Below are 17240 nucleotides of genomic sequence, written 5' to 3'. Positions count from 1 at the left end.
CCTGGCAGAAGAAGAAGAACGCATCCGTCCTTTGGGATGCAAGTACCTGAATCGAGATGTGGCACGGCTCGATATGGCTGAATCTGTCGATGTCGTGGTGGCGATGTATCTCTTAAATTATGCCAGGACAAAAGAGGAACTTCTCAATTTCGTCCAGGTGGCTTATAATAGACTGCGACCGGGGGGGCGATTTATCGGATTTAATGATAATGTCCAGCAGGTTCCCAGGGGAACGATTTCCTTTGCTCAATACGGATTTGACAAAGTGTGTACCCCTTCTCCTGAAGAGGGCGATGTTATTTTGTATCAAATGATCAACGAAGATGGCACGCAGTTTGAGTTTAAGAATTTTTTTCTCAAACCAGAAACGTATCAGTGGGCTTTTCAGAAAGCGGGTTTTTCCGACTTTCAATGGGTCGGTCCCTTTATACACCCATCTCAGCAGCACAACCCATTTTGGGATGCTTTTATGTCTCGTCCTCCACTCATTGGCTTTAGCGCGTTAAAGCAAGGATAATTTTATGGTTTCTACTTCTGACTTTCGCAATGGTATGGTTATTCGCCTGGATGGGCAGCTTTTTTTTATGACCGAGTTTGAGCATTTTAAGCCCGGCAAAGGTGCTGCGGTCGTGCGCACCAAGCTCAAGAGTGTGAAGTCGGGCGCTGTGATTGATCGCACATTTCGGTCGGGCGACAAAGTAGATGATGTTCGTCTGGAAAGACGGAAGTGCCAATACTTATACAAACAGGATGCGTTTTACATCTTTATGGATACCCGCACCTACGACCAATACGAAGTACCTACGGAGATTGTGGGCGATGCACAAAAGCTGTTGCAGGAAAATGAGATTGTCGATGTACTGATTGCCGAGGGAAGTGCCCTGGGTGTGGAACTGCCCATTTTTGTAGAATTAAAAGTCGATCAAACCGATCCCGGTTTGCGCGGCGATACAGCTACTGGCGGGACAAAGCCCGCGCGCGTGGAAACCGGGGCAACAGTACAGGTCCCGCTATTTGTCGAGATTGGCGATGTGTTGAAGATTGATACGCGCACCCAATCTTATGTCGAACGAGTTTAGGAGATCATTGTGAAAATTTCCAAACAGGTAATAGCCAGTGCAAAAGAACTCATCGATCTGATTGGCGCCGATGATGTACAGGAAGTTGAGATTGAACGCAAGCTCTTTGGACGTGGGCGCATTCGCATTGTGCGCGCCAGCAAACAGGCCCCCATTGTGCAAACACTATCTGCGCCACCTGCGTCAGCATCTGCACCTGTCGATATACCTGAGACCCAGGTTGAAGATGCTGTAAGTGAAGACGATGGGCACTATCACACCTTGCGCTCGCCTATGGTGGGTATGTTTTACCAATCGCCGAATCCCGAAGCACCGCCTTATGCAACAGAAGGCGACGAGGTGACGCAAGGACAGACCCTGTGTATTATTGAAGCCATGAAAATTATGAATGAAATCGAGTGTGATGTAAATGGTCGGGTGGTGCGCGTACTGGTTGAAAATGCCGCGCCCGTCGAATACAATACGCCTTTGTTTTTAATTGATCCAGAAGAATAGCCCCTCGGGGATGCCCATTCGCTTGTTGTTTGCCCTCCCCCTGTGAATGAGCAAGCCCTATTGACCTTTCCTTTTTTGAGATCATACCCTTGTTTGAGAAAGTTCTCATTGCCGACCGCGGCGAGATTGCGCTGCGTATTATCCGAGCCTGTAAAGAGCTGGGGCTGCAAACTGTGGCCGTTTACTCTGAAGCGGATAGCAATTCTCTGCACGTTGGTATGGCCGACGAAGATGTTTGTATTGGCCCACCTCCTGGCGAGCAAAGTTATCGAAATATTCCTCGCATTTTAAGTGCTGCCGAAGTGACCAATGCCGATGCGATTCATCCCGGATATGGTCCGCTGGCCGAGAATGCCGAGTTTGCCGAAATTTGCGGCACTTGCGGCATTGTTTTTATTGGTCCATCTGCCGAAGCGATACGCAAAATGGGCGATAAGGCCATCGCACGAGAGACCATGCAAGGGGCCGGTGTGCCCGTTGCGCCGGGTACAGGCGTTTTGGAGAGCTATGAGGAGGCCCACCAGGCTGCGCGTAGCATTGGATACCCCGTGCGCCTCAAGGCCGTGGCAGGCGGGGGCGGGCGGGGGATGCGCACTGTGTTTTCAGAGCGCGAGTTAGCACGCGCATGGGAAATGGCACAGGCAGAGGCACGGGCGGCGTTTACATCTGGCGCGCTTTATTTGGAAAAAGAGATTGTGCAGCCCCGGCATGTGGAGATCCAGGTATTGGGTGATTTAGCGGGGCGTATTGTGCATTTGGGGGAACGAGAGTGTTCGGTCCAGCGTCGGCATCAAAAGCTCATAGAGGAGTCGCCTTCACCCGTAGTTGATGACGCCATGCGCCATCGCATGGGAGAGGCAGCTATTAAAGGTGCGCTCGCTGTTGGATATGCCAGTGCTGGTACCGTTGAATTTTTGCTCGACGCTTCCGGGGATTTTTATTTTTTGGAAATGAACACGCGCATTCAGGTCGAGCACCCGGTTACAGAGATGGTGGCAAGACTCGATCTGGTCAAATGGCAGATTCTCATCGCAGCCGGTACATCCCTTACACTATCTCAGGATCTATTTGATTTCAAAGGGCACGCTATTGAGTGTCGGATCAATGCCGAAGATCCCGAGCACAATTTCAGGCCCTCGCCCGGCACAATTACGTCCCTTCACATGCCGGGTGGTCCGGGCATTCGCATTGATTCACACGTCTATACGGGCTATACGGTTCCCTCGCAGTACGATTCTCTTTTGGCCAAGCTCATCGGATATGGCGACACGCGCGACGAGGCAATTGCACGGGCAGTGCGCGCGCTTGAAGAGTTTGTGATCGAAGGTGTGCCAACGACGATTCCCTTTCATCTCCATGCTTTGCAACACGAGGATTTTAGAACAGGTCGAGCAACAACAGAATTTGTGAACAAGCTGGGCTATGGCGGGTGAAGTTCATTTCTCACCCATAGGTAAAGGTACAAAGGAGCAGAAAATGTCGGATATTCCAGAAGATTTACTTTTTAATAGCGATCACGACTGGGTTCGGATTGAGGGTGATACGGGCACATGCGGGATTACGGATTACGCGCAGGGCGAGTTGGGCGATATTGTGTTTTTAGAATTGCCAGAGATTGGCGATTTTGTCACTCAGGGGGAATCCTATGGCATAATTGAGGCGGTCAAGACTGTGTCCGACCTCATTGCACCGGTTTCGGGTGAGGTGGTGGATGTCAATATCCAGTTGACAGATGATGCTGCTCTGGTCAACGACGAACCCTATGGAGAGGGATGGATGATTCAAGTGCGCCTTTCAGATCCTTCAGAAACAGAGTTTTTAATGGACGCACATGCCTATGCGGGCCTGGTTGATGAATAGATAGAGTGAATAAGGCTTGACACCTTGTAGTCAATACAATATATCATGGAGATTTATATTAGGGAGTGGATGGGGGGAGGCTAATCGCTATTTTTGAGGTGCTTTATCATGCCCGTGACAATGCCCAGGGTACTCAATCAGTCTGTGCTGGTGCTCAATCAGAGTTACGAACCTCTGCATGTGTGTTCTGTGCGCAGGGCTATTGTGCTGGTTTTTCGAGGTCGCGCCGAAGTTGTCGAAGTGTGCGAATCTCGTATTCATACGGTGAGCGATTCATTCCCCGTGCCGAGTGTGGTGCGTCTGGCCGTATATGTGCGCGTGCCTCCCAAACCGCTCGCTTTGACCAAGCGCAATATCTTAAAACGCGATGGGTTCCAGTGTCAGTATTGTGGCATTCGCCGCGGTCCATTTACCATTGATCACGTGGTGCCGCGGTCTCAAAATGGGCGCAATTCATGGGATAATCTGGTGTGCGCCTGCCATCGGTGCAACAACCGCAAGGGCGACCATGCGCCTGCGGAAGTCGGTTTGTCATTATTGCGCAAGCCGCAGTCTCCCAATCGGGTGACCTTTATTCGACATCATATTGGGGTGCCAGATCGCCGCTGGCGTCCCTATCTTTTTATGGATGATTAAAAGCGGGGGCTGATGGAAAAAAAGCGAATTTTGACAGGTGATCGGCCCACGGGGCGTTTGCATCTCGGGCACTATGTCGGGTCTTTAAAAAACCGCATAGCCCTGCAAGATGATTACGAGAGCTATTTTTTGGTGGCCGATCTGCACATGTTGACCACACAGCCTCAAAAAGAACACATCGATGCATTGCGTGAAAATATCTATGAGATGGTATTGGATTATTTGGCTGTGGGTATAGATCCCCAAAAATCGACCATCTATTTGCAATCGACTATTCACGCTGTGTACGAGATGAATCTGTTTTTTGAAATGCTCGTGACATTGCCCCGCGTGGCGCGGTTGCCCAGTGTGAAAGATATGGCCCGCGCTGCGAATATGACAGATGAGGCAATCCCATTTGGCCTGATCGGATATCCCGTGCTTCAGAGTGCCGATATTTTGATGCCGCGCGCACATGTCGTGCCGGTGGGGAAAGACAATGAGGCGCACGTTGAAGTGACGCGGGAAATTGCGCGTCGGTTCAATGCGTATTACGGCGATGTATTTCCCATTCCCGAACTCCTCATAGGCGATGTGCCTACTCTGGTGGGAACCGATGGACAGGCCAAGATGAGTAAAAGTCTCGACAATGCTATTTTTTTGTCTGACGATGAAAAGACAGTAGAAAAAAAAGTGCGCGGTATGTACACGGATCCCAAACGCGTTCGCGCAGATATTCCGGGCACTGTTGAAGGCAATCCCGTATTTATGTATCACGATGCGTTTAATCCCAATGTCGTTGAGGTTGATGATCTCAAAATCCGCTATCGCCAGGGCCGCGTGGGCGATGTCGAAGTCAAAGATAAATTGGCCCGCGCGCTCAATGTGTTTCTCGCCCCTATCCGCCAGCGCCGGGCACATTTTGCGGCGCAGTCGGGTTATATCGAGCAGGTGATTTACGAAGGCACGCTCAAAACGCAAGCACTTGCAAACGAAACGCTTTTAGCTATGAAAAAGGCGATGGGTTTTACCGGTGTATGGAATCGGATTTCTCGCAAAGCGCGAGATAGGATGAAAAAACAAGAGAAGGAGGCGCGATGATTGCATCCAATTTGACAGCTCAGTTCGATCCGGATGCCGCGCCTTATGGCGTGAAGCTCGATTTGTTTGAAGGTCCGCTGGATCTGTTGCTCTTTCTCATTCAAAAAAACGAGATCGATATCTACGATATTCCCATCGCCGATATTACGCGGCAATTTTTAGAATACGTCGAGATCATCCAGCGATTAAACTTAGAGGTCGCTGGCGATTTTGTCGTGATGGCCGCCACATTGATGCGTATCAAATCGCGCATGTTATTGCCCTCTGATCCAGAAGCCGAGGAGGAAGAAGGAGATCCTCGCGAAGAATTGGTGCGCCGCTTGTTGGAATATCAGCAGTTTAGAGAAGTAGCCGGGTGGATGGACGATCAGCAAACGGAATACCGCGATGTTTTTTATCGGGGTGCTTCGATGGATCTGGAAGATATTCGGAAGCAACATGCGGCCGAAGCCGGAGAATTTCGTCCCGTGAGCTTGTTCGAATTGCTCCGCGCCTTTAAGCAAGCGATGGATGCGGCGCCAAAAGTCGATTTTCACGAGGTGACACGGGTCGATGTGACCACAGAGGAGCGCGTCGAATACGTGCTCGATGTACTCGAGCGACGTCATCAGGTTCCATTTGGCGACCTGATTGCCAGTGCATATCGAATTGTTGTTGTTGTGACATTTATCGCGTTGCTGGATTTGATGAAAGAGGGAAAAGTCCGCGTTCAACAGGCTGATATTGATGGAGAACTCTGGGTTTATCGCCGCGATGCTTTAGACACGGCGTCTTTCGAGGAGGGCATAAACGATGTCTGAGAGAGATGACGCACGCGTCGCCGATCTGGCTACCGATGAAGATGCTCGCAACAAAGGCGTGGTTGAAGCGTTGTTAATTGCAGCCGATGATCCTCTGGGAGCATCGCGTCTGTCATCGGTTTTGGGACAGCATACTGGCGCAAAAGAAATTCGCGCTTATGTCAATGATCTCAATGAAGAATACGCACAGACGGGGCGCAGTTTCAGGGTTGTCGAAGTCGCGGGGGGCTTTCAGTTGGCTGTACACAGCGAATTTGCGCCATGGATTCGGCAACTGATGCGCGAGAAAGTCGCGCCCCGGCTTTCTCAAGCTTCCCTGGAAACGCTCGCTATTCTGGCTTTTAAGCAGCCGGTTACCAAAGCCGAAGTCGAGCATATCCGCGGTGTGTCTGTCGATGGCGTTTTGCGGCAATTGATGGAAAAGGGCCTGATCCGCATTTCCGGGCGGTCAGATGCGCCCGGGCGGCCCTTGTTATACGGGACGACACGCGATTTTTTGAAGCATTTTGGCCTCAAGACCCTGTCTGATCTGCCCAGGATTCGCGAGTTGGAGGAATTGCTCCGAGAAGAAGAGCAACGGGTGGCCGAAGGCAAAGACAGCCCGTTATCGGGCGTGATCAATACCGATGGGGAAAGCGAACAGGATACCCATGACAGAGCGCCTGAATCGGTTTCTAGCCCGCGCGGGGGTGGCTTCGCGGCGGGCGAGCGATCGGTTGATCCAAGCGGGCAGCGTTAAAATAAACGGCGCTGTTGTGACACATCCGGGCACGCGGTTAAACCCGCATAGCGATCGCGTATGTGTCAATGGGCGGGCGATCCAATCGGTTGATCGACAAACTTATATTTTATTGCACAAACCCCCGGGATATCTGGTATCGGCGCGCGATCCGCATCATGCCCAAACAATTTACAAATTGTTGCGCGGCATTGATGATCGGGTTTTTCCCGTCGGACGGCTCGATCTGGATACGCGAGGGGTTTTGTTGTTAATGAATGACGGCGATCTGGCATTTCGATTGACTCATCCGCGATATGGCGTAAAAAAAGTTTATCGCGCATGGGTGCACGGGCATCCCGGCGAGGCGGTATTGACAGCATTGAGAGAGGGAATAAAGCTCAATGATGGGATTTCGGCTCCCGCACATATTCGCGTGATGCGCGCAAAAGGTGGGGATACAGAATTAGAATTGGTGCTTCAAGAGGGACGGAAAAGACAGGTGAAGCGGATGTGCGAGGCAGCAGGACATCGGGTGCAATCTTTGACACGCACGCATTTTGCCAGTCTCACAACGCGACACCTCGAGCCAGGCCAATGGCGGCATCTGACACAAGCAGAAGTAAAGAGGCTTCGGGAAATGGTCGGGCTGAACCATGAACAATGAGTAATGTATGCGCGAAAATGGCATTGTTATTGCGATTGATGGCCCGGCAGGTGCCGGCAAGAGTACAACTGCACGGCTTGTAGCAGATCAAATGGGGTACCTGTATCTGGATACCGGGGCCATGTATCGCGCCGTGGGACTGGCGGCTCTGCAACAGGGTGTCGATCCCGATGATGCCGATAGCGTAACCGCATTGTGTAGCGCGCTCGATATCGCATTTGAAACGCGAGATGGGAAGTTGCAAACCCTGCTTAATGGCGAAAATATATCCGATGCAATTCGCTCATCTGAAATTTCGCAGGCTGCGTCTCGCGTAGCTGTCCATCCAGGGGTGCGCGATGTGCTCGTTGCATTACAGCAGACCATGGGACGAGATGGGGGTATTGTTTTAGAAGGTCGAGATACTGGTACTGCTATTTTTCCAGATGCGGAATTGAAAATTTTTCTCGTTGCCGATCCCGCCGAACGCGCACGGCGACGACTCAGAGACTTAAAAAAAAGGGGTGAATCTGCTGTGTTTAAGTCGCTGTTGGACGAAATTCGCATTCGGGATATCCGCGACCGACAAACGCAGTTGCAACGCGGCGCGTGGCCTGCGCCTGATGCCGTGTGCATAGATACCACAGAATTGTCAATCGCAGAACAAGTGGATCGGATTGTTGCACTTGCCCACCAGCACAATAGGGCGTGAATGATAAGTGGATGATATCGATGACTTTTTATCGCTTTTGCTGGTGGCTGGCCTACGGGCTGGCCGTTATGCTCTTTCGGTTACGGGTCGAAGGGCGGCGTCACATACCCCGGTCGGGGGCATTAATTTTGGCTTCTAACCATTGTTCTTACGTCGATCCCGTTATTATTGGAGTTGCGACAGGACGCGAACTTTGGTATCTTGCTAAGGCTGAACTCTTTCCTATTCCGCTACTGGGAAAGCTGATTCACAGGTTGCACGCGATGCCCGTTGATAGAAGCCGTGGAGATCGCAGCGCATTTTTGGCCTGGACAAAAACTTTGCAGGGCGGTAATCCCGTACTCATTTTTCCGGAAGGCACGCGCAACAAGCGTCCCGGTTTTTTGCGCCCCCGATCAGGGGTTGGCATGCTGGTTTATCGCACTCAGGCACCTGTGATACCCGTATATATTTCGGGCACAGTCAATATCTGGAAAACAATGGTTGGGCTGGATCGGTTGCAGGTGCGGTTTGGCAAGCCTATTTTGGGTTGTCCAGAACAATTGCCCGATAGGCGTCGCGACGCCTACAATTTTGTCACTCGAGAAGTGATGCGTCATCTCGCTGTTCTGAAGCGGATGCGGCGGAAAGCTGGCACGGTCGCTCCCGCTTCCCACAATGGTTAACGATAAGGTGTCGGCACGTTTTGATCGACGTTATTCGTCGTTCTTTTTTTGTTGTTTTGCGCGATTTTTTAGCGCGAAAGGAAATTTCTCGTATGTCCGTTAATACCCTTAAACCTACTCCTGAAGAAGCTCTGGCTGCGCTGGATGAAAGCGAATATAGCGAGTCAGAATTTAATGAAATGATGGAACTCTACGAGGAGACGTTAGAGACCATTAAGCAGGGCGAGATTGTTGTGGGTACTGTGAGGTCTATCCACGACGGAATCGTGGTGGTAGATATCGGTTTCAAGTCTGAAGGCGCGATTCCCCTCTCAGAGTTTGGCGACCCGCCAGCTATAGAGGAAGGCGATGAAATTGAGGTTTTTTTAGAGAGCATTGAGGATCAAGAAGGCCAGGTGGTGCTGTCCAAGACCAAAGCTGACTTTATGCGGGTGTGGGATCGCATTAAGGATGCGTATGATAGCGATCAGATTGTTGAGGGTCGTTTGATGCGGCGAATCAAAGGTGGCATTGTGGTCGATCTTTTCGGCGTCGATGCTTTCTTGCCTGGCTCTCAAATTGATATCAAGCAGGTCAAAAATTTTGATCAATTTCTCGGCAATGTGTACCCGTTCCGGATTATAAAGCTCAACAAGAATCGGCGAAATATTGTCATTTCTCGTCGCGTCGTTCTCGAAGAAGAACGTTCCAGGCTGCGCAAACAGATTCTCGCCACATTGGAAGTGGGGCAATTGCGTCAGGGATCGGTCAAAAATATCACCGATTTTGGCGCGTTTATCGATCTGGGCGGCTTAGACGGGTTGTTGCATATTACGGATATCGCCTGGGGCAGGGTTGGACATCCATCAGAAGTCTTGTCCATTGGCGAAGAAGTAGAAGTTAAGGTGCTCAATTACGATGAGAAGCGCGAGCGCATTTCTCTGGGTATGAAGCAATTACAAGATCATCCCTGGAAAGATGTCGAGGAAAAATATCCGGTTGATAGCAAGGTGATAGGCAAGGTTGTCAGCATTACGGATTACGGAGCTTTTGTCGAGTTGGAACAGGGTGTCGAAGGGTTGGTACACATTTCTGAAATGTCGTGGACACAGCATATCCGTCATCCTTCCAAGCTGGTATCCATCAGCGATGAAGTTGAGGTTATGGTCCTGCGCGTTGACGAGGAAGGGCAAAAAATTTCGCTGGGTCTCAAGCAGGTGCAGCCCGATCCCTGGGAAGATCTCGACCAAAAATATCCCTCGGGTACACCTATTCGAGGGATTGTGCGCAATTTGACCAATTTTGGCGCTTTTGTCGAAATCGAAGAGGGTATCGACGGGCTGGTACATATTTCCGATATGTCCTGGACCAAGCGCATTCGCCATCCGAGCGAGGTGATCAAAAAAGGCCAGGAATTGGATGTTATTGTACTCAATATCGACAAAGAGCGCCGGCGCATCTCGCTGGGGCACAAACAGACCATTGAAAATCCCTGGGCTAAGCTGGCTGTTACCTATGCGGTGGGCAATGCTGTAGAGGGTAGTATTTCGCGCACTCTCGAACGCGGGGTGGTCGTTGACCTCGAAGGCCATGTCGAGGGTTTTGTTCCGGTTTCTCAACTGGGTATTGACGACCTTCAACGTCCCGATGAATATTTCGGGGAAGGCGATGAGATCCCGTTGAAAGTCGTGGAGTTTGACGAAGATCAAAAGAAAATTGTGTTGAGCGTGCGAGAGCGTTTGCGCGATGCCGATCAAGATGAAATCGACGCTTTTCTGGCGGCACATCCTCGACGCGAAGGCGCAGAAGATAGAGCAGCCGAAGAAGAAGTCGAGGTAGAAGCCGAGGCCGAAGCTGCGGTAGAGGTAGAAGCTGAAGCAGAGGTAGAGGCTGATGCAGAGGCCGAAGTAGAAGACGCAGTGGAAGCCGAAGCCGAAACAGAGGTAGAAGCAAAAGCAGAAGCTGAAGCTGAAGCTGAAGAGGAGGATGAATCACAGAGCAGCAAAGAGGAGTAAGATTGCTCAGATCTTTCTGGCGGTTGCAAAGCGTTGGGGCATATCGTCTCAACGCTTTGTTTTTTCAAGTGGCTGATTTTTATGCGAGATCAAAAGACGGTTGCGTTTTATACATTGGGTTGTAAGCTCAATACCTACGACACACAGTGGTATGCCGAGCAGTTTGTGGCGCAGGGTTATCGCGAGGTGCCGTTTGGCGAGTTGGCAGATGTTACTGTGGTCAATACCTGCACTGTGACCGGCCAGGGAGACGCGCAGTCGCGCAAGGCATTGCGCAGAGCAAATCGGATTTCGCCCGCAGGTACCGTGGTTGCGGTAGGGTGTTATGCACAAACAGATCCAGATACTCTATCTGCAATGCCCGAAGTCGATCTGGTGGTCGGAACAGCAGAGCGGACGCAACTTCTGGATCTGGTAAATAATACCTGTTCTTTAGGGCGCACATTCGTGACGCGCAGTCGCACGGCTGATTTCCAGGATATGGATATTTACAATTTTGGCGGGCGCGCTCGGGCTTTTGTCAAAATTCAGGAAGGGTGCAATGAATTTTGCTCATTTTGCATTATTCCGTTTGCGCGTGGGCGCAGTCGCAGTCGCGCGCTTGAGAGTACCGTATTGCAGGTCGAGAAATTAGTGGCGGCAGGTTATCGAGAGGTGGTGCTGACGGGTGTGCATATTGGCGATTACGGCGCGGATTTGGAAGCGAACGATTTGTTGCAGGTGCTGGAGGCTATTGAGGGGATCAACGGGTTGGAGCGCTTTCGCGTGAGTTCCATTGAAGCGACTTATGTGACCGATGCCATGATCGACTTTTTTGCGTCGAGCCAGAAATTTTGCAGGCATTTGCACGTTCCATTGCAGAGCGGTGACGATGGCGTGTTGAAGGCAATGCGTCGCCCCTATACACGGGAGGAGTATATCGCAATGATTGAAAAACTCGCGGATCGGATTCCCGATGTGGGCATTGGCGGCGATGTGATGGTGGGTTTTCCCGGTGAGTCGGATGAGGCATTTCAAAATACGCGCGATTTGATTGCCAATCATCCCATGACGTATTTGCACGTATTTCCGTATTCGCCACGCGGGAAAACGCCAGCAGCGCGCATGACAAATCAGGTTGATCCTCAGTTGAAAAAGCAACGGGGCGCAATACTTCGCGAATTGGGTCAGCAAAAGGTGGCGGCATTTCAAGCGCGGTTTATTGGGCGTACGTTGCCCGTGCTTTTTGAAAATCGCCGCAACGGGCAGCTATTACAGGGGTTGACCGATAATTATATCCGGGTGGTTGCGCCCGCTCCAGATGCCGCGTGCGAAGAGATTGTAGATGTGCGCTTGCAGCGGGTTGAAGACGATGTGGTCGTCGGAGTATTGGCGGGTTTCGAGGGGCATCACGCGCGGGAGTTATTACAGGTGCAAAGTGCATAAACAGCGAGATCAGGACAGAATAGGCCGATTCCGAAAGGAATTGGTCTTTTTTTTTTTGAAATTCTGAGTATATTCGATGAGAAAGAATGTTTGCATTTTTTACAGGCAATTATCGTGCTGTATTATAAAATAAAGGAGTGAGATTATGTCTTTTGACGCAGGTGCTTATGGCGATGTTTTTGCGGAATTGATTTCCGAAAAGCGATTGAATCCACTGGATGGCGGCGAAGAGAATACCGCGGCAAAAAGCGCGCTCGGCGCGCTAACTGTGCAGTCTGCATTTGCCGGCAAAACAGTGGTGGATGGAGATATGGCACAGGCTTGTATTTCCGGTATGTGGTTGTATCACAACTTTTTAGATGCATCTCACACCATCAGTCAGGGTATTTATACAGAGACTGGAAGTTATTGGCACGGTATCATGCACCGCCGCGAACCCGATTTTTCCAATTCAAAATACTGGTTTCGCAAAGTGGGCAACCACGCCATTTTTGACGATTTGTGCAAGGCCGCTGCTGGCATTGCGGGTGGCGTTTCCGGTGCGCCAGAGTTTTTGACGACGCAAGCACATTGGGATGCGTTTGCTTATGTTGATTTGTGTGCCGATGCGCTCGAAGGGCGTTCTGCATACGACGCGCTTTGCCGCGAGATTCAACTGTGTGAATGGGAGTTGTTATTTGATTATTCGTATCGAAAAGCGGTTGGAGAATGAGAAGTCTTTAGAGGATTTGGGATGGCGACACAATTGACACCGGCGATGGAACAGTACGCGCATTTTAAGGAACAACATCCAGATGCGATTTTGCTGTTTCGGATGGGTGATTTTTACGAGACATTTTACGATGACGCCGTTGTAGCATCTCAGCTTTTGGGGTTGACATTGACATCGCGCAACAATGGGCGAGCAGACCGCATTCCGCTGGCAGGTGTGCCGCATCACGCGCTGGATACCTATCTCGCAAGACTCATCAAAGCCGGAAAAAAGGTGGCAATTTGCGAGCAGATGGAGCCGCCGCAAAAGGGAAAGAAAGTGGTGCGCCGCGAGGTGGTGCAGGTCGTGTCGCCGGGAACGGTAATGTCCGATGACTTGCTCGATCAAAAGCGCAATAATTATCTCATAGGCATTTTTGTTTCCGGCGATCAATTGGGTCTGGCCACAGCGGATTTGTCAACGGGGATGTTCAGAGCATCGGAACGCGCGGCAGATGATTTGTGGGAGATATTGGAGCGCGTGGCTCCCGCAGAGGTGCTGGCGCCCGAGTCGTGGGTCAAAGACAATGAGGCCGAGTTTGAAGCGCGGATGCCGGGTGCATTGCTCACGCATATTGAAGATTGGCACTTTGGTCAGCATTATGCGTACGATGCACTGAAGGATCATTTTAAGGTGGCGTCTCTCAAGGGCTTTGGATGCGATGATCTCACCGTTGGGATATGCGCCGCGGGCGGGGTGCTGTGTTATTTGCGTGAAAATCAGAAGGGGGCTGTATCTCATATTACGCGATTGGCGCGCGAACACACCGAGTCGGTGATGGAACTGGATCTGGTGACACAGCGCAATCTGGAACTGGTTACAACCATTCAAGAGGGACGGCGCGAGGGTACGTTGTTTGGGGTTTTAGATCAGACGTGTACGCCGCAGGGCGCGCGAACACTGCGTACATGGCTATCACAGCCGCTTGTGGATGTTGGTCGCATTGATGCGCGCTTAGATGCAGTACAAGAATTTGTCGAATCTGCGGCGTGTCGGGACGAAGCGCGAGAGGCCCTGCGCCTTGTGGGAGACCTGGAGCGGTTGATGTCCCGAATTTGTTGCAATCGGGCCAATCCGCGTGAGCTTGTGGCTCTCCAGCGATCTTTGGAAGCGGTTGTTCCTCTGCGGGAAACCCTGCGTGAATTTCGCGCGGATTTGCTGGTGCGGGCGCGCGACCAGGGCATGCCGGACCTGACAGAGTTGATTGATTTGATCGCTCATACGCTTGAAGACGATCCTCCTGCCCAGATTAGCGATGGCGGATATATCAGAACGGGCTATCACAAGGAACTGGACGAGTTGCGGGAAATCGCATCGGGCGGGCGCGATTGGGTTGCCAACTTGCAGGCAGAGGAACGCGAAAAAACGGGTATTGCGTCGTTGAAGGTGGGATATAACAAGGCATTTGGATATTATATCGAGGTCACCAAGGCCAATCAGGATAAGGTGCCTGCGTATTTTGTGCGCAAGCAAACGCTGGTCAATGCCGAGCGGTATATCACGCCGGAGTTGAAGGATTGGGAGGCGAAGATTTTGGGCGCAGATGAGCGGGCGAAGGATCTCGAGCGCGATTTGTTTGCCGCGTTGCGAGAAAAGGTAGCCGGTTGGGTGGAGCCCGTGCAGCGCACGGCGCTATCCGTGGCCACCGTAGATGTGTTGAGCACGCTGGCCGAGGTGGCGTTCTCCAATGATTATGTGCGTCCCCAGGTGGATAATAGCGTGCGTATTGATGTGAAGGATGGGCGACATCCCGCGGTTGAGCAGTTGCTTCCGGGCGGGCAGTTTGTGCCCAATGATCTGACGATTGACGGGGAGACCGATCAAGTTTTGCTGATTACTGGCCCAAATATGTCGGGGAAATCGACGATTTTGCGCCAGACCGGGTTGATTGCACTTTTGGCGCAGGTCGGCAGTTTTGTGCCAGCGCACGAAGCGCGTATTGGGGTGGTGGATCGCATTTTTACACGGGTGGGTGCATCCGATAATCTGGCTCGGGGCGAGAGTACGTTTTTGGTGGAGATGAATGAGGCGGCGAATATTTTGAACAATGCGACGCCGAAGAGTCTGGTGCTTTTGGATGAGATCGGACGCGGTACGAGTACGTTTGATGGGTTGAGCATTGCCTGGGCTATGACGGAGTATTTGCACAATGCCGAACAGATTCAGCCGCGGACGTTGTTTGCGACGCATTATCACGAGTTGACAGAGTTGGAAGATTTGCTGCCCCGGGTGGTGAATTACAGCGTTGCCGTGCGCGAGGCGGGCGATACCATCGCGTTTTTACACAAGTTGGTGCCGGGCGGGTGCGACCATAGCTACGGCATTGAGGTGGCGCGTCTGGCCGGGATGCCAGCAGAGATGATTGCGCGGGCAAAGGAGATTTTGAACCGATTGGAGCAAAACGATTTGTCGGTGGGACCAAAGCCCCAACCCGATCGCGTGAAGGAGAATGGGCAGATGCCGCTGTTTGCGCCGGTAGCAGAAGTGAAGGTTGAGCGGGAAGATCATCCGATGTTGTCTGAGTTGCGCGATTTAGACATCGCCCGTCTCACGCCGGTTGAGGCGCTGGTGAAATTGGATGCGTGGAAGCGTGCGTTGGAAGGATGATTTGGAGAGAGATGATATGGCGATATCTTGTATGCCGGTGCGCTGGCGTCCTGAATAGATGAGAGAAAGCCCGTCGATCGGTAATGATCAACGGGCTTTTGTATTGTTTGAAAATACCTGACTCTTAACCCGGTTGGGTTTCACCCTCCGCCATTATCGGTTTGTAATCTTCATGCAAGAGCTGTCTCGAATGCTATCAGATTGCGGGTCTCGCGGCTGAACTCTACCCCGATCAGATGAATCGGCTGATCCAGGTCGCGGTATTTGTCCGCATATCCCTTTGCCTGCAATTGCGCCATTGCAGACCCTTCCGGTGCCAATTCCACCACTTTGAACTCGAACAGATACACAGTGTCGTTGAAACGAACCGCCATGTCCAGACGCCCATCGCTGCCACTGTCTTCCACAACGATGTCGAATCCCACCGATGCGAAGTAGGAGTAGAACACGCTGGCGTAGTAGCCTTCGTAGTTCGCTATTTCATTATTTGTGTGCCACTGATAGGGGATGCTGGCAAAGAACGCCTTGAACAGGTTTTCCAGGCCAGCGAAGTCATTGACCAGCAACAGGTCATACAGACGGGCGCGATGCTCTGTGCGCTGTGAAGGATTGCCAGTCAGGTGATTTAGCAGGCTCCTGTTCAAGCTCTGACGCACTTCCCGATTCGGATAGGATAGCCGATAATACATCTCTCCACCGCGCGGTTCGGTTTGGATAATCGTGAGATAGCCGGTCTGGAATAGCAGGGCTTCGGTGGCGATATGGTCAACATCAAAAGCCGACAGCAAATCATCACTGCCCAGCATGTTGTCCAGAGCCAGCGCACCGACCCCGCGCGATAGTAGCGTCTCGATCAAAAATGTAGGCGTGCCGGTCTCGAACCAGTAGGCTTCGAAGCTCTGCCTTCTGAACAGCAAGAGGATGTCGAAGGGGTTATAGACCTTCTCCTGTCCCCGCCAACTATAGCCATTGTACCAGTCGCGGATCTCATCCCGATCCAGACCCGGCAGTTCTGGCGCGAATACGGTATCGAGGTCCTCCTCGGTGTAGCCGCAGATGGCGGAATATTGTGGATCAATGGTGATGTCTGTAAGATTGTTGAGGCCAGAGAACAGGCTGACTTTGGAGAATTTGCTGACGCCCGTGAGGAATGTGAATTTGATATGGGCATCACTGGACTTGATCGTTGAATACAGACCACGCAGAAAATCGCGGTTGGCGCGTGCGACCTCTGGTACCTCAAGAGCGTCCAGAATCGGCTTGTCGTATTCATCAACAAGCACGACAACACGCTGTCCAGCACAATCGTGCAATGCCTCAATCAGTGAGGCAAAACGACCCGGTGCTGTCACGGCCTCTGCAACCACTCCAGAGCGGTTTTCAATGGCGGTCAGTTGCTCCATCACATTTGCCTGCAAGTAGTCAGGCTCTTTGAAATTGCCGCTGCCAAAATCGAGTCGCAGAACGGGATGGCGAACAGACCAGTCCCAGTGGTCGTGGATGTGAAGTCCCTCAAACAGCGGTTCATTGCCCTCGAACAGTTCCTTCAGTGTGTCCAGAAACAGGCTTTTGCCAAAGCGACGTGGACGCGATAAAAAGTAGTGTGTGCCCTCGTCTATCAGTCGTCGCATGTGGGCCGTTTTATCGACATAGTAGTAGTTTTCCTCCCGAATTTTGCGGAAGGTCTGAATGCCGATAGGCAACTTGCGTCTATCTGATATGCCCATCTCTCATCTCCAGATTGTGATGTCAGTACGGTCGCCCTGCTCGAT

At 51.6% G+C, this 17240-nt stretch carries 17 protein-coding genes; 16 read left to right on the top strand and 1 reads right to left on the bottom strand.

Translation table 11 applies throughout. The features are described 5' to 3' along the window. From OXG87_23070 to mutS, 16 genes are all read left to right on the top strand, one after another. The coding region (locus OXG87_23070) for a class I SAM-dependent methyltransferase (protein ID MCY3872438.1) at positions 1 to 517 on the top strand (517 nt) is incomplete at its 5' end. Between the two features lie 4 nt (positions 518 to 521). Further along, on the top strand, positions 522 to 1079 hold the full coding sequence (gene efp / locus OXG87_23065) for an elongation factor P (GenBank protein ID MCY3872437.1): 558 nt from the start codon (positions 522 to 524) through the stop codon (positions 1077 to 1079). A gap of 9 nt (positions 1080 to 1088) precedes the next feature. Continuing rightward, positions 1089 to 1574 (top strand): acetyl-CoA carboxylase biotin carboxyl carrier protein, encoded by a 486-nt coding sequence (gene accB, locus OXG87_23060; GenBank protein ID MCY3872436.1) that lies wholly within the window; start codon positions 1089 to 1091, stop codon positions 1572 to 1574. A gap of 89 nt (positions 1575 to 1663) precedes the next feature. Continuing rightward, the gene (gene accC, locus OXG87_23055; protein MCY3872435.1) at positions 1664 to 3007 is read left to right on the top strand and encodes an acetyl-CoA carboxylase biotin carboxylase subunit; all 1344 of its coding nucleotides are present in this window, start codon (positions 1664 to 1666) and stop codon (positions 3005 to 3007) included. 43 nt (positions 3008 to 3050) lie between these two features. Beyond that, entirely contained in the window at positions 3051 to 3434 is a 384-nt protein-coding gene (gene gcvH, locus OXG87_23050) for a glycine cleavage system protein GcvH (protein ID MCY3872434.1), read from the top strand. 108 nt (positions 3435 to 3542) lie between these two features. Beyond that, positions 3543 to 4070 (top strand): HNH endonuclease, encoded by a 528-nt coding sequence (locus OXG87_23045; GenBank protein ID MCY3872433.1) that lies wholly within the window; start codon positions 3543 to 3545, stop codon positions 4068 to 4070. A 12-nt stretch (positions 4071 to 4082) separates the two neighbouring features. After that, positions 4083 to 5150, top strand: a complete 1068-nt coding sequence (gene trpS, locus OXG87_23040; protein MCY3872432.1) for a tryptophan--tRNA ligase — start codon at positions 4083 to 4085, stop codon at positions 5148 to 5150. Next, the gene (locus tag OXG87_23035) at positions 5147 to 5950 is read left to right on the top strand and encodes a segregation/condensation protein A (GenBank protein ID MCY3872431.1); all 804 of its coding nucleotides are present in this window, start codon (positions 5147 to 5149) and stop codon (positions 5948 to 5950) included. The genes trpS and OXG87_23035 overlap by 4 nt, the downstream gene beginning before the upstream one ends. Beyond that, positions 5943 to 6689, top strand: coding sequence for an SMC-Scp complex subunit ScpB (gene scpB / locus OXG87_23030; GenBank protein ID MCY3872430.1), 747 nt, complete (start codon positions 5943 to 5945; stop codon positions 6687 to 6689). The genes OXG87_23035 and scpB overlap by 8 nt, the downstream gene beginning before the upstream one ends. Next, positions 6601 to 7335 carry a pseudouridine synthase gene (locus tag OXG87_23025; protein MCY3872429.1) on the top strand — a complete coding sequence of 245 codons (735 nt, stop codon included), beginning with the start codon at positions 6601 to 6603 and terminating at the stop codon, positions 7333 to 7335. The genes scpB and OXG87_23025 overlap by 89 nt, the downstream gene beginning before the upstream one ends. 7 nt (positions 7336 to 7342) lie before the next feature. After that, on the top strand, positions 7343 to 8026 hold the full coding sequence (cmk, locus tag OXG87_23020; GenBank protein ID MCY3872428.1) for a (d)CMP kinase: 684 nt from the start codon (positions 7343 to 7345) through the stop codon (positions 8024 to 8026). Between the two features lie 20 nt (positions 8027 to 8046). Continuing rightward, positions 8047 to 8691, top strand: a complete 645-nt coding sequence (locus tag OXG87_23015) for a lysophospholipid acyltransferase family protein (GenBank protein MCY3872427.1) — start codon at positions 8047 to 8049, stop codon at positions 8689 to 8691. Between the two features lie 92 nt (positions 8692 to 8783). Continuing rightward, positions 8784 to 10685 carry a 30S ribosomal protein S1 gene (gene rpsA, locus OXG87_23010; GenBank protein ID MCY3872426.1) on the top strand — a complete coding sequence of 634 codons (1902 nt, stop codon included), beginning with the start codon at positions 8784 to 8786 and terminating at the stop codon, positions 10683 to 10685. A gap of 81 nt (positions 10686 to 10766) precedes the next feature. Then, on the top strand, positions 10767 to 12110 hold the full coding sequence (gene mtaB, locus OXG87_23005) for a tRNA (N(6)-L-threonylcarbamoyladenosine(37)-C(2))-methylthiotransferase MtaB (protein MCY3872425.1): 1344 nt from the start codon (positions 10767 to 10769) through the stop codon (positions 12108 to 12110). Between the two features lie 145 nt (positions 12111 to 12255). Then, a complete protein-coding gene (locus OXG87_23000) occupies positions 12256 to 12822 on the top strand; it encodes a hypothetical protein (protein ID MCY3872424.1) in 567 nt (188 codons plus the stop codon). A gap of 21 nt (positions 12823 to 12843) precedes the next feature. Next, positions 12844 to 15468 carry a DNA mismatch repair protein MutS gene (gene mutS / locus OXG87_22995; GenBank protein MCY3872423.1) on the top strand — a complete coding sequence of 875 codons (2625 nt, stop codon included), beginning with the start codon at positions 12844 to 12846 and terminating at the stop codon, positions 15466 to 15468. 170 nt (positions 15469 to 15638) lie between these two features. On the opposite strand, the gene OXG87_22990 is transcribed toward mutS, so the two are convergent. Next, complete coding sequence (locus OXG87_22990) at positions 15639 to 17195, bottom strand: ATP-binding protein (protein MCY3872422.1); 1557 nt, start codon at positions 17193 to 17195, stop codon at positions 15639 to 15641. Positions 17196 to 17240: the final 45 nt, after the last annotated feature.

This window comes from Gemmatimonadota bacterium, from assembly GCA_026706845.1.
Lineage (GTDB): Bacteria > Latescibacterota > UBA2968 > UBA2968 > UBA2968 > VXRD01.
The sequence above is the reverse complement of the archived record's forward strand: the minus strand, read 5'-3'. Positions and strand labels throughout refer to the sequence as shown.

Excerpts from the sequence above, each read along its gene's own strand:
- mutS (MCY3872423.1), top strand. The coding sequence starts at position 12,844 with ATGGCGACACAATTGACACCGGCGATGGAACAGTACGCGCATTTTAAG.
- efp (MCY3872437.1), top strand. The coding sequence starts at position 522 with ATGGTTTCTACTTCTGACTTTCGCAATGGTATGGTTATTCGCCTGGAT.
- gcvH (MCY3872434.1), top strand. The coding sequence starts at position 3,051 with ATGTCGGATATTCCAGAAGATTTACTTTTTAATAGCGATCACGACTGG.
- cmk (MCY3872428.1), top strand. The coding sequence starts at position 7,343 with ATGCGCGAAAATGGCATTGTTATTGCGATTGATGGCCCGGCAGGTGCC.
- OXG87_23045 (MCY3872433.1), top strand. The coding sequence starts at position 3,543 with ATGCCCGTGACAATGCCCAGGGTACTCAATCAGTCTGTGCTGGTGCTC.
- OXG87_23000 (MCY3872424.1), top strand. The coding sequence starts at position 12,256 with ATGTCTTTTGACGCAGGTGCTTATGGCGATGTTTTTGCGGAATTGATT.
- OXG87_23015 (MCY3872427.1), top strand. The coding sequence starts at position 8,047 with ATGACTTTTTATCGCTTTTGCTGGTGGCTGGCCTACGGGCTGGCCGTT.
- OXG87_23025 (MCY3872429.1), top strand. The coding sequence starts at position 6,601 with ATGACAGAGCGCCTGAATCGGTTTCTAGCCCGCGCGGGGGTGGCTTCG.
- mtaB (MCY3872425.1), top strand. The coding sequence starts at position 10,767 with ATGCGAGATCAAAAGACGGTTGCGTTTTATACATTGGGTTGTAAGCTC.
- OXG87_22990 (MCY3872422.1), bottom strand. The coding sequence starts at position 17,195 with ATGGGCATATCAGATAGACGCAAGTTGCCTATCGGCATTCAGACCTTC.
- rpsA (MCY3872426.1), top strand. The coding sequence starts at position 8,784 with ATGTCCGTTAATACCCTTAAACCTACTCCTGAAGAAGCTCTGGCTGCG.
- scpB (MCY3872430.1), top strand. The coding sequence starts at position 5,943 with ATGTCTGAGAGAGATGACGCACGCGTCGCCGATCTGGCTACCGATGAA.
- OXG87_23035 (MCY3872431.1), top strand. The coding sequence starts at position 5,147 with ATGATTGCATCCAATTTGACAGCTCAGTTCGATCCGGATGCCGCGCCT.
- trpS (MCY3872432.1), top strand. The coding sequence starts at position 4,083 with ATGGAAAAAAAGCGAATTTTGACAGGTGATCGGCCCACGGGGCGTTTG.